The organism is Bradyrhizobium sp. (assembly GCF_036009065.1).
GTDB lineage: Bacteria > Pseudomonadota > Alphaproteobacteria > Rhizobiales > Xanthobacteraceae > Bradyrhizobium.
Genome location: NZ_DASYMN010000187.1, coordinates 1 through 11,627 on the forward strand (window position 1 = coordinate 1; position 11,627 = coordinate 11,627).

The 11,627-nt window shown below is 61.9% G+C and carries 10 protein-coding genes and 1 pseudogene; 7 read left to right on the top strand and 4 right to left on the bottom strand.

Annotated elements, in window-relative coordinates; translation table 11 throughout:
* The 3 genes and pseudogenes from VGP39_RS11020 to VGP39_RS11030 form a co-directional block, all read left to right on the top strand.
* A pseudogene (locus tag VGP39_RS11020) lies at positions 1 to 466 on the top strand (MBL fold metallo-hydrolase); the annotation flags it as partial.
* 186 nt (positions 467 to 652) lie between these two features.
* Positions 653 to 1,879: a 5-aminolevulinate synthase gene (gene hemA, locus VGP39_RS11025; protein ID WP_327568136.1), complete on the top strand. Its 1,227-nt coding sequence runs from the start codon at positions 653 to 655 to the stop codon at positions 1,877 to 1,879.
* A 136-nt stretch (positions 1,880 to 2,015) separates the two neighbouring features.
* Positions 2,016 to 5,525 carry a hybrid sensor histidine kinase/response regulator gene (locus tag VGP39_RS11030; RefSeq protein ID WP_327568144.1) on the top strand — a complete coding sequence of 1,170 codons (3,510 nt, stop codon included), beginning with the start codon at positions 2,016 to 2,018 and terminating at the stop codon, positions 5,523 to 5,525.
* Positions 5,526 to 5,527: 2 nt separating this feature from the next.
* On the opposite strand, the gene VGP39_RS11035 is transcribed toward VGP39_RS11030, so the two are convergent.
* The gene (locus tag VGP39_RS11035; protein ID WP_327568137.1) at positions 5,528 to 6,199 is read right to left on the bottom strand and encodes a response regulator transcription factor; all 672 of its coding nucleotides are present in this window, start codon (positions 6,197 to 6,199) and stop codon (positions 5,528 to 5,530) included.
* A gap of 338 nt (positions 6,200 to 6,537) precedes the next feature.
* On the opposite strand from VGP39_RS11035, the gene VGP39_RS11040 reads away from it, so the two are divergent.
* Positions 6,538 to 8,202: an MFS transporter gene (locus tag VGP39_RS11040; protein WP_327568138.1), complete on the top strand. Its 1,665-nt coding sequence runs from the start codon at positions 6,538 to 6,540 to the stop codon at positions 8,200 to 8,202.
* Between the two features lie 57 nt (positions 8,203 to 8,259).
* On the opposite strand, the gene VGP39_RS11045 is transcribed toward VGP39_RS11040, so the two are convergent.
* Genes VGP39_RS11045 through VGP39_RS11055 form a run of 3 tightly spaced genes read right to left on the bottom strand, consistent with a single transcriptional unit; the run spans position 8,260 to position 9,901 of the window.
* Entirely contained in the window at positions 8,260 to 8,733 is a 474-nt protein-coding gene (locus VGP39_RS11045; RefSeq protein WP_327568139.1) for a secondary thiamine-phosphate synthase enzyme YjbQ, read from the bottom strand.
* Between the two features lies 1 nt (position 8,734).
* A complete protein-coding gene (locus VGP39_RS11050; RefSeq protein ID WP_327568140.1) occupies positions 8,735 to 9,247 on the bottom strand; it encodes a hypothetical protein in 513 nt (170 codons plus the stop codon).
* Positions 9,248 to 9,277: 30 nt separating this feature from the next.
* Positions 9,278 to 9,901: a 2-hydroxychromene-2-carboxylate isomerase gene (locus VGP39_RS11055; RefSeq protein ID WP_327568141.1), complete on the bottom strand. Its 624-nt coding sequence runs from the start codon at positions 9,899 to 9,901 to the stop codon at positions 9,278 to 9,280.
* A 274-nt stretch (positions 9,902 to 10,175) separates the two neighbouring features.
* On the opposite strand from VGP39_RS11055, the gene VGP39_RS11060 reads away from it, so the two are divergent.
* From VGP39_RS11060 to VGP39_RS11070, 3 genes are all read left to right on the top strand, one after another.
* Positions 10,176 to 10,556, top strand: a complete 381-nt coding sequence (locus VGP39_RS11060) for an AtpZ/AtpI family protein (protein ID WP_327568145.1) — start codon at positions 10,176 to 10,178, stop codon at positions 10,554 to 10,556.
* Between the two features lie 77 nt (positions 10,557 to 10,633).
* Positions 10,634 to 11,386: a F0F1 ATP synthase subunit A gene (locus VGP39_RS11065; protein ID WP_327568142.1), complete on the top strand. Its 753-nt coding sequence runs from the start codon at positions 10,634 to 10,636 to the stop codon at positions 11,384 to 11,386.
* Positions 11,387 to 11,427: 41 nt separating this feature from the next.
* The coding region (locus tag VGP39_RS11070) for a F0F1 ATP synthase subunit C (protein WP_327568143.1) at positions 11,428 to 11,627 on the top strand (200 nt) is incomplete at its 3' end.

Sequence of the window (11,627 nt, forward strand, 5' to 3'; positions counted from 1 at the left end):
CCACGCGCTCGACCAGGCGATGCTGTATTGCGCCGCCGACAAGCTGTTCCTGTCAGCGGATCAGGTCTTGAGCAAGATCTCGCCCAATGTCAGCGTCTGGGCGGTTGAACCCGACCAGAATTCGCTCGGCGAATATCTGGCGTCGCTGGCAAGCCTTACCACCACGCTGCCATATGATTTGCTGGTGCTGCCCGGCCACGGCGTGCCGTTTTACGGATTGAAGACCCGCATCAAGCAATTGGCGGACCATCACGAAGAGCGCTGCGGGTTGATCGCCAATGCGTGCCGGGAATCGCCTAAAACGTCAAAGGAACTGGTGCCGGTCGTTTTCCACAAGCACGTATTGGACGTGCACCAGATGGGCTTTGCTGCCGGCGAGTTGATCGCACATGTCAATTACATGCTGGTCGAGGGCCGTCTGACGGCTCACGAGGCCGACGGGGTGCTGCGCTTCAAGGCGACGTGAGAGCTGCGATCGTCCGCGTCAGCTCTTGAACTGAATGCGCCTGGTTTGTCGGATTCTGACGCTTTTTGCGCCCGTAGGCATTTGAATCGCCGCATTGACGAATTGCGGCTCGACAGCAAACCTGGAAACGCTTTAAAAAGGCTCGACACTCGTCTTTCAATTCCGGTTCCGTTTCGGGTTTTCGCGATGGATTACAGCAAGTTCTTCAGTACCGCCCTCGGCCGTCTGCATGACGAGCGGCGCTACCGCGTCTTCGCCGATCTGGAGCGGATCGCGGGCCGGTTTCCCCATGCGGTCTGGCATTCGCCAAAAGGACCGCGCAACGTCGTGATCTGGTGCTCCAACGATTACCTCGGCATGGGACAGCACCCGAAGGTGGTCGGCGCCATGGTCGAAACCGCGACCCGGGTCGGCACCGGCGCCGGCGGCACCCGCAACATCGCGGGCACGCATCACCCGCTGGTGCAGCTTGAGCAGGAACTGGCCGATCTGCACGGCAAGCAAGCCTCGCTGCTGTTCACCTCGGGCTATGTCTCGAACCAGACCGGCATCGCCACCATCGGCAAGCTCATTCCGAACTGCCTGATCCTGTCCGACGCGCTCAACCACAATTCGATGATCGAGGGCATCCGGCAATCGGGATGCGAGCGGCAGGTATTTCGTCACAGCGACATGGCGCACCTGGAAGAACTGCTGCGCGCTGCCGGCGACCGGCCAAAACTGATTGCCTGCGAAAGCCTGTACTCGATGGACGGCGACATCGCGCCGCTCGCGAAGATCTGCGATCTCGCCGAGCGTTATGGCGCGATGACCTATGTCGATGAAGTGCACGCCGTCGGCATGTACGGTCCGCGCGGCGGCGGCATCGCCGAGCGCGACGGCGTCATGCACCGCATCGATATTCTGGAGGGCACGCTGGCAAAAGCATTCGGCTGCCTCGGTGGCTATATCGCGGCAAGCGCCGACATCATCGATGCCGTGCGCTCCTATGCGCCCGGTTTCATTTTCACCACGGCGCTGCCGCCCGCGATCTGCTCGGCCGCGACCGCGGCGATCCGGCACCTGAAGACCTCGAACTGGGAACGCGAACGCCATCAGGACCGCGCCGCGCGCGTCAAGGCCATCCTCACCGCGGCCGGCCTGCCGGTGATGTCGAGCGACACTCACATCGTGCCTGTGTTCGTTGGCGACCCTGAACTTTGCAAGCAGGCCAGCGACATGCTGCTGGAACAGCACAGCATCTATATCCAGCCGATCAATTATCCGACCGTCGCCAAGGGCACCGAACGCTTAAGGATCACGCCCTCTCCCTATCATGAGGACGGGCTGATCGATCAGTTGGCCGAAGCCCTGCTGCAGGTCTGGGAACGGCTGGATCTGCCGTTGCGCGCGAAATCGCTGGCAGCCGAATAGGTCTGTTGACACTTCCAAATGCTGCGCCGGATCCGGCATCTCGCGGTGCTTTTGCCGGTGCAATCCGGCTATACTGAGCCTGCGGATGGTTTTGGTCCGCGGCGGCCATGCCAGCAATCGCAAGGGAGCAGGCGCAATGCTGCACGACTGGGGCGTGGTTGCAGCCGCATTCGGCTACATCGGGTTCCTGTTCTTCGTCGCCAGCTACGGCGACCGCTTGTCGCTGCTGCAGCGCGGCCGCGCCAGCGCGCTGATCTATCCGCTGTCGCTGGCAATCTATTGCACCTCATGGACGTTCTTCGGCTCGGTCGGATTTGCGACCCGCACCAGCACCGATTTTCTTGCGATCTATCTCGGCCCGATCCTGATGATCGGGATCTGCACGCCGCTGCTGCGCCGCGTGATCCAGCTGGCGAAATCGCAGAACATCATCTCGATCGCCGATTTTATTGGCGCGCGTTACGGCAAGAGCCAGGCCGTCGCGGCGACGGTTGCGTTCATCGCTATCGTCGGATGCGTTCCCTACATCGCGCTCCAGCTCAAGGCGGTGGCGTCTTCGCTCGAAACAATCCTGAGCGAGGACAAGGCTTTCTCCAGCATTCCCATCATCGGCGACATCGCGCTGGTCGTGACCCTGGCGATGGCGGTATTCGCCGTGCTGTTCGGAACACGCCAGACCGACGCGACCGAACACCAGCACGGCCTGATGCTGGCGATCGCCACTGAATCCATCGTCAAACTGGTGGCCTTTATCGCCGCGGGCGCGTTCGTCACCTTCTGGATGTTCAGTCCGGTCGAACTCATCGACCGCGCGATGAAGACGCCGGAAGCGGTCCGCGCCATCAGCTATACGCCGTCGATCGGCAATTTCCTGACCATGACGGTGTTGTCGTTTTGCGCGATCATGCTGCTGCCGCGCCAGTTTCACGTCAGCGTGGTGGAAAACTCCAGCGACGCCGAAGTCGGCCGCGCCCGCTGGCTGTTTCCGCTTTATCTGGTCGCCATCAACCTGTTCGTGATCCCGATTGCGATCGCCGGACTCGTGACCTTTCCGTTTGGCGCCATCGATAGCGACATGTACGTGCTGGCGCTGCCGATCGAGGCAAACTCTTCCCTGCTCAGCGTCGGTGTCTTCATTGGTGGCCTGTCGGCGGCGACCGCCATGGTGATCGTGGAATGCGTCGCGCTGTCGATCATGGTTTCCAACGATATCGTCGTGCCGCTGGTCCTGCAGCGCAGTCGGGAATCACGCGCCGGGGCCAAGGATTTCGGCAACTTCGTGCTCAAAGTCCGGCGCTTCGCGATTTTTGCCATCATGGTGATGGCGTATTTCTACTATCGCGCGCTGGGCAATACCCAACTCGCCGCGATCGGCCTGTTGTCGTTCGCCGCCATCGCGCAGTTCGCCCCGGCGTTTTTCGGCGGGCTGATCTGGCGCCGGGCGACCGCACGCGGCGCCATCGGCGGCATGCTGATCGGCTTCGCGGTGTGGTTCTATACGCTGTTTCTTCCAAGCTTCATGGACGGAAACGCCGCCGGCCTGCTGCTGCTTCAGCAGGGCCCGTTCGGCATCGCCGCGCTGCGTCAGCAAGCCTTGTTCGGCGCTGATCTGCCGCCCCTGATGCATGGCGTGTTGTGGAGTCTGTCGCTCAACATCCTGACCTACATCATGCTGTCGCTGCTGCGTCAGCCGTCGTCGATCGAACGGCTGCAGGCCGAGGTTTTCGTTCCGAACGAGCTTACCCCGATGACGCCGACCTTCCGGCGCTGGCGATCCACCGTAACGGTGCAGGACATTCTCTCCACCGTCGCGCAGTATCTCGGTCCCGAGCGCGCGCGCGAATCCTTCGAAGCCTTCGCCGCCAGCCACCGCGTCAGCCTGGAGCCTTCGGCGCCTGCGGACTTCGAATTGCTGCAGCACGCCGAGCACCTGATTGCCTCCTCGATCGGGGCGGCGTCGTCGCGCCTCGTGATGTCTCTGTTGTTGCGCAAGCGCACCGTCTCCGCCAAGGCCGCGCTGAAACTGCTCGACGACTCCCACGCCGCGCTGCATTTCAATCGCGAGATGCTGCAAACCGCGCTCAATCACGTGCGGCAGGGCATCGCGGTCTTCAATCCGGATTTGCAGCTGATCTGCTCCAACCGGCAGTTCGGCGACATCCTCGGCCTGCCGCCGCACCTGATGCAGATCGGGATTCCGCTGCGTGAAATCCTTGAATTCCTCGGCGCGATCAGCCCGTCCGGCTTCGGCGACAACGATGCCTTGATGGATATGCGCCTGACCGCCTACACTACCGAGGGCGAGCCCTATCTCGAGCGCCTTCCGGACCGCCACATGGTGATCGAGGTGCGGGCCAACCGCATGCCGGGCGGCGGGCTGGTGATCACCTTTTCCGATGTCACGCCGAGCTTCGAGGCGGCCGAAGCGCTGGAGCGCGCCAATGCGACTCTGGAAAAACGGGTGCGGGACCGCACCGAGGAGTTGACGCGCCTCAATTCCGAACTTGCGCTGGCCAAAAGTGCGGCGGAAGACGCCAGCATCTCGAAGACACGCTTTCTGGCCGCGGCCAGCCACGACATCCTGCAACCGCTCAACGCCGCGCGGCTTTATGTGACAAGCCTGGTGGAACGCCAAACCGGCGGCGAGGATTCGCGGCTGGTGGAAAACATCGATGACTCGCTCGAAGCCATCGAGGAAATCCTTGGCGCGCTGCTGGATATCTCGCGGCTCGATGCCGGCGCCATGAAGCCCTCGATCACCAGTTTCCGGATCGGCGACCTGATGCGTTCGCTTGAGATCGAGTTCGCGCCGATCGCACGGGCCAAAGGGCTCACGCTGACATTCGTGCCATCGTCGTTGCCGGTGGAATCCGACCGCCTGATGCTGCGGCGGCTGCTGCAGAACCTGATTTCCAACGCCATCAAATATACCCCGCACGGCCGCGTGCTGATCGGCTGCCGCCGCCACGGCACCGCGCTGCAAATCTGCGTCTACGATACCGGCGTCGGCGTTCCCATTCTCAAGCGCGGCGAGATCTTCAAGGAGTTTCACCGGCTCGAACAGGGCGCCCGGATCGCGCGCGGGCTCGGACTGGGTTTGTCGATCGTGGAGCGGCTCGCCCGCGTGCTCAACCACGGGATCGCGCTCGACGCCAACGTCGGCGGCGGATCGTTTTTCTCGGTCACGGTGCCGGTCGCGAAAACCATCACCTTCACATCGGCGGTGACCAGCGCGACGCCGTTGTCGAAGGCGCCCATGAGCGGCACCCTGATCGTCTGCATCGAAAACGATCCGGCGATTCTGGACGGCATGAAGACGCTGTTGACGGCATGGGATGCCAAGGTCATCGCGGTATCCGATCCGGAAGCCGCGATTGCCGCGATCGAAGCGGCGGGCGAGCGGGTGACCGGCTTGCTGGTCGATTATCACCTCGACCGCGGCAATGGCGTTGCCGCCATCCGGGATATTCGCCATCGCTTTGGCGAGAGCATTCCGGCGATCCTGATCACCGCCGACCGCAGCCCGAATGTTCGCCTGGCGGCGCGGCAGGAGAAAATTGCGGTGCTCAACAAGCCGGTGAAACCGGCGTCATTGCGAGCCCTGCTCGGTCAGTGGCGCGCCCAGCAGGTGGTGGCGGCGGAATAGGCTTACTGCGGCGACGGCTCGCCCTGCCGCCACTGTCCGCCGGAGATTTTGGCCGCGGCAATCACCGCCTGGGTGCGGCTCTCGACGCCGAGCTTCTGCAGGATCGCCGAGACGTGGGCCTTGATGGTCGCTTCCGACACGCCGAGTTCGTAGGCGATCTGCTTGTTGAGCAGACCTTCCGACAGCATCATCAGCACGCGCACCTGCTGCGGCGTCAGCGTCACCAGCCGGTCGCGCAGCCGCGTCATGTCCGGATCGGCGGCCGATGCGAGATCGACATCGGGCGGAACCCAGACGTCGCCGTCCATCACTTTCAGGATCGCGTCGCGCAACGTCTCGACCCCGAATCGTTTGGGGATGAATCCCGAGGCGCCGAAATCCAGCGACCGCCGGATTGTTCCGACATCGTCGCTGGCGGACACGATCACTACGGGAATCGCCGGGTACTGCGCGCGCAGATAAATCAGGCCGGAGAAACCGCTGATTCCGGGCATGGTCAGATCGAGCAGGATCAGGTCGACGTCGGAATCCTGTTCCAGCAGCGCCGTGAGCTCTTCAAACGACCCGGCGGCGTCGATTTTCGCGGCCGTCACGACGCTCGCGACGGCCTGCCGCAGCGCATCGCGAAACAGCGGATGGTCATCGGCAATGACGAGGTGCGTACTGGTAGCCATTTACTCTTTTGCGATGTGGTTGCGGCAAACCCGCGACCAAATTTTGATCGCCTGCAAGCTCGGTTGTCCCAAAACGATTGTCGTCTCCCGGGCGGGGCGTGGCAAGGGTCCAATGCTGTCGCGCGGCAAAGCAGTTAATGGCCCGCATTGTGCGTTGCAGCATCGGCCGCGGTCCAACCGATTGAGCCCTCGTGCCCAACAGCGCAAAGGGCCAAAAGTCTTATTGGGAGTGCTTTCACGGCGATGTTACCTTGCAACTGAAGCTCCATGCATCCGTCCGGCGAAGATCGGCGCATGGGGATGAGCTTTGCATCATCAATTTCGGGGAGCGATCCAACATGTCGACGATAGCTGCAACACCGGCCAGGACTGGGGGAATGACGAAGGACGAACGGTTCGTCATTATGGCGTCTTCGCTCGGCACCGTCTTCGAATGGTACGATTTCTATCTCTACGGATCGTTGGCCGGTATTATCGGTGCGCAGTTCTTCAGCGCCTATCCCCCGGCAACGCGCGATATCTTCGCGCTACTCGCCTTCGCCGCCGGCTTCCTGGTGCGCCCGTTCGGCGCGATCGTGTTCGGGCGCATCGGCGATATCGTCGGACGCAAATACACCTTCCTCGTCACCATCATGATCATGGGTCTGTCGACCTTCATCGTCGGCTTGCTGCCCAACGCGGCAACGATCGGCATCGCGGCGCCGATTATCCTGATCGCGCTGCGTCTGTTGCAGGGTCTCGCGCTCGGCGGCGAGTACGGCGGAGCGGCAACCTACGTGGCCGAGCACTCGCCGATGGGCAAGCGCGGCTACTACACCTCGTTCATCCAAACGACGGCGACGCTCGGACTATTCCTGTCGCTGCTGGTGATTCTGTTTACCCGTACCGCGCTGGGTGAAGCCGACTTCGCTGCTTGGGGTTGGCGCATTCCGTTCCTGGTGTCGGTGATCCTCCTCGGCATCTCGGTCTGGATCCGGTTGCGCCTCAACGAATCGCCGATGTTTCAGAAGATGAAGGACGAAGGCAAGACTTCCAAGGCGCCGCTTACCGAAGCCTTCGCCAACTGGAGCAACGCCAAGATCGTGCTGATCGCGCTTCTCGGCGGCGTCATGGGTCAGGGCGTGGTCTGGTATACCGGCCAGTTCTACGCGCTGTTCTTCCTGCAGTCGATTCTGAAGGTCGACGGTTACACCTCGAACCTTCTGATCGCGTGGTCGCTGCTGCTCGGGACCGGCTTCTTCATCGTGTTCGGCGCGCTGTCGGACAAGATTGGCCGCAAGCCCATCATCCTGGCAGGCTGCCTGATCGCGGCGCTGACCTTCTTCCCGATCTTCCGCATGATCTCGACCAACGCCAACCCGCAGTTGGAAAAGGCCATCGAGACCGTGAAGGTGTCGGTGGTCGCCGATCCGAAGGGCTGCGGCGATTTGTTCAACCCGGTGGGCACCCGCGTATTCTCGGCGCCTTGCGATCTTGCCCGTGACTTCCTCGCGAAGTCGTCGGTCAAGTACGACACCGTCGCGGGTCCAGCCGGCTCGCCCGTCATAATCAAGGTCAACGGTACCGACGTGCCGTACACCAAGCCGGCTGACTCCAATGCCGCGGCGACCGCGGCGCTCCAGGGCGCCGGTTATCCAAAGCCGGGCGCCAATACGACACTCGTAAAAATGGCGCACCCGTTCGATATATTCCGGCCGCAAGTGGCTGCCATTATCGGACTTCTGTTCATCTTGGTGATCTTCGTCACCATGGTGTACGGACCGATCGCGGCGATGCTCGTCGAACTGTTCCCGACCCGTATCCGCTATACCTCGATGTCGCTGCCCTATCACATCGGCAACGGCTGGTTCGGCGGATTGTTGCCGGCCACCTCGTTCGCGATCGTGGCTTCGACCGGCGATATCTACTCCGGTCTCTGGTACCCGGTGACCTTCGCTTTGATCACGGTGGTCATCGGCTTCTTCTTCCTGCCGGAAACCAAGGACGTCGATATTACCAAATAAGCTACCGTCTCCGACACGATAGGCCGGCCGCGGATCGCTCCGCGGCCGGTTTTCTTTTCAGCGGGTGCTACCGACAAACTGCAGCACGATCTCGCGCCGATGCGGGCGGGCGCGATGCTCGATCAGATAGATCGCCTGCCATGTCCCGAGCGCGAGCCTGCCGTTAAGCACCGGGATCTGCAACGACGTTGCCGTCAGCATTGTCTTGACATGCGCCGGCATGTCGTCGGGACCCTCGGTATCGTGGGTCCAGCCGGCGTCTTCGGGCGCCAGCCGGCTCAGCGCGGTCACGAGATCGTCGAGCACCGACGGATCGGCGTTTTCCTGGATCGTCAGCGACGCCGAGGTGTGGCGGATAAACAGCGTCACCGCGCCTTGTCTTGCGGACGCCTCATCCACGAATTTTGCGACCTCGCGCGTAAGATCGACGAAACCCGTGCCGGGCGTCTGGACGGTAAGCACCGATGACACAACGGTGCCGACGGTGACGATGGATAGCGGGGTGCGCGATAACGCGTTATGGGACGTCACCTCAAATCTTCCCGGAAAAATCCTTCTGCATGCGGTTGGCCATTTCGACCAGCCGCCGCCAGGCCTGCTCCAGGAACGACATCACGCGATCCATGTCGCGGTCGCTCGGCAGCGGAATCTCGATCTTGCGCTCGCCTTCGGCTGCTTTCGGCGGGCTCGGCTTCAGCGAATCGGTCTTCGGCAGCGGCTCGTCGATCTTGCCGGCGACGGTCGGCCCGCGCGCCACAAGCTGCGCCTTCAGCTTCTCATTCTCGCTCTGCAGCCGGCCGATTTCCGCATCCAGCGCGGCGCGCTCATCGGGCACCGCATAGCAGGCCCAGCCGGCGCCGGAATTGTTGCAGGTCGAAACCGCACCGGTGCGGGTATCCAGCCGGATCACGCCATCGGCGACCGTCGACAGCGAATAGCGGCCGTTCTCGACGTCCGGCACTGACTGGGCCGTCGCCGGGCCGAAGCCTGCGAGAGAGACGATCAAGACAGCGGCGGATAAGTTTTGGGATGTCGCTGTGATCATGGCTTGCTCCGCCTCAAATCGAGAGTTTGCTCAGACTTGCGAGCGATAGGGCGCGCGGCCGGACTTCAACGCGTCCGCGAGCAATTCGATCCTGTCCTGCCCCCAAAACACCTCGCCGTCGAGCACATAACCCGGCGAGCCGAACACGTCGGAAGCCAGCGCATCCTGACGGTTTTGCTCATAGGCCGCGCCGATAGCGTCGGATCCCGAACGTTCCACCAGTTGTTTGCCGGGAAGTCCGGCGCCGTCGGCGATCCCGGTCAATACCGCGGGGTCGGCAAGATTGAGCTGGTCTTCCCACACTGCCGCAAACGCGCGGCGCAAAAACGCGACGGGATCGTGACCGGCTTCGATGGCCGCAATCACGACGCCGTCGGCCAGCCGCGCGCTGAATGGCAAGCTCGACGGCTGCAGATGAAATTGCAGCCCGCGCTTGTCGCGCCAGCGCTGCAGTTCGACCATGCGATAGCGCTGCCGAACGGGATGGCGTTTGGCAAGCGGCAGCCCACCGGTCTCGGAGAACAGATCGACCAGCAGCACCGGCTTGTGATTGACCTTGAGCCCATAGGTACTTACCACCTCGCTGAACAGCTTATGTCCGATGTAAGCCCATGGAGACTGAAACGAAAAATAGTAGTCGACCTGACGCGGCATACGGGCTCCGGCGTGGGAAACGGCGAACTTTCGGTCATCCCAACAGACCCGCCGAACCGGCGCAAGATCGATCCTCGCGCCAGCCCATTATTGCACTGCGGCGACCGCTCCACAGCCGATTTGATCCAGCCGGAATAAGCTCAAGCAAATCAATGATCTAACTGGTTACGACACAATCTTGACTTGACCTGTTGGCGTCAGTATGGTCCGCGCGGCTTTTGAGGGTGACGGGGCGATTTTCCATCAACCGCAGCACGTTTCGGGTCTCCACATCATGGCGGACGGCACGAACAACAGCGGAAATGGCAGTCGCGAACAATCGTCCTCCGATGAAGCCGCGCTTTCCGCAAGGCTCGGAAGTCTGGATCGGCGGTTGTCCAAAATTGCGGACAGCCGAAAAATCGGGACTGACCAGTCCGGAAACGAGCAGGACGCGGCTCAGGCCAAGGCATCCGCCATGGCCATGGGACTTCGCCTCTCCTCCGAACTGGTCGCGGGTGTTCTTGTCGGAGCGGCTCTTGGCTGGGGTTTCGATCGCCTGCTGTCGACTTCGCCCTGGGGCCTCATCGTATTCTTGCTGCTTGGCTTTACCGCCGGCGTGATCAATGTGATGCGGGCGGCGGGCGTGATGGCGAAGCAGTCCGAACGGCTCTGACGCGGGCATTCGAAAGCGCAACCGAACGTTCGACACCATCCGCGTTAGCAACGCGAAACCGACAGACCGAGAGACGAATGGCCGCCGATCCCATCCATCAGTTCCAGATCACCAAGCTCTTCACCATCGGTCACATCGGCGGACAGGAAATCGCGTTCACCAATTCGTCGGCCTACATGTTTCTTTCGGTGGCGGTGATCTCATTGCTGATGATCGGCGGCTCCGCCGGACGGCAACTTGTTCCCGGCCGCGTTCAGTCGGTAGCCGAACTGAGCTACGAATTCGTGGCAAGCATGATCAAGAGCACCGCCGGCTCGGAAGGCATGAAATTCTTCCCGCTGGTGTTCTCGCTGTTCATGTTCATCGCGGTCTCGAACCTGATCGGAATCGTTCCCTACACGTTCACGGTTTCAAGCCATCTCATCGTCACCGTGGCGCTGGCGCTGCTGGTGTTCTTTATCGTGCTGTTTTACGGCCTCTACAAGAACGGCCTGAAGTTCTTCAAGCTGTTCGTGCCGTCGGGTGTTCCGATCTACATCCTGCCGTTGGTCGTATTCATCGAGGTCATATCGTTCTTCCTGAAGCCGGTTTCGCATTCGGTTCGACTGTTCGCAAATATGCTGGCGGGCCACATCGCGCTGAAAGTGTTCGCGAGCTTCGTCGGCATGCTCGGCGCCCTCGGCATTCTCGGCTGGGCCGGCGCCGTGTTGCCGCTCGGGCTGACCATCGCGCTGACCGCGCTTGAGCTGCTGGTCGCGTTCCTGCAAGCCTACGTCTTCGCGATTCTCACCTGCATCTACCTCAACGATGCGATTCATCCGGGCCACTGATCCGGCTCATCTCTAGCAAACCCAAAGAAGGAGTTCGTTTCATGGATCCGATTGCCGCGAAGTACATTGGCGCTGGTATTGCCTGCATTGGCATGGGCGGCGCGGGCGCCGGCGTGGGCATCATCTTCGGCAACTATCTTGCCGCCGCGGTGCGCAACCCATCGGCAGCCCAGGGCCAGTTCGGCAACCTGATTTTCGGTTTCGCCGTGACCGAAGCGCTCGGCATCTTCTCGCTGCTGAT

Coding starts and splice junctions, on each gene's coding strand:
- hemA (WP_327568136.1), top strand. CDS start 653: ATGGATTACAGCAAGTTCTTCAGTACCGCCCTCGGCCGTCTGCATGAC.
- VGP39_RS11030 (WP_327568144.1), top strand. CDS start 2,016: ATGCTGCACGACTGGGGCGTGGTTGCAGCCGCATTCGGCTACATCGGG.
- VGP39_RS11035 (WP_327568137.1), bottom strand. CDS start 6,199: ATGGCTACCAGTACGCACCTCGTCATTGCCGATGACCATCCGCTGTTT.
- VGP39_RS11040 (WP_327568138.1), top strand. CDS start 6,538: ATGTCGACGATAGCTGCAACACCGGCCAGGACTGGGGGAATGACGAAG.
- VGP39_RS11050 (WP_327568140.1), bottom strand. CDS start 9,247: ATGATCACAGCGACATCCCAAAACTTATCCGCCGCTGTCTTGATCGTC.
- VGP39_RS11055 (WP_327568141.1), bottom strand. CDS start 9,901: ATGCCGCGTCAGGTCGACTACTATTTTTCGTTTCAGTCTCCATGGGCT.
- VGP39_RS11060 (WP_327568145.1), top strand. CDS start 10,176: ATGGCGGACGGCACGAACAACAGCGGAAATGGCAGTCGCGAACAATCG.
- VGP39_RS11065 (WP_327568142.1), top strand. CDS start 10,634: ATGGCCGCCGATCCCATCCATCAGTTCCAGATCACCAAGCTCTTCACC.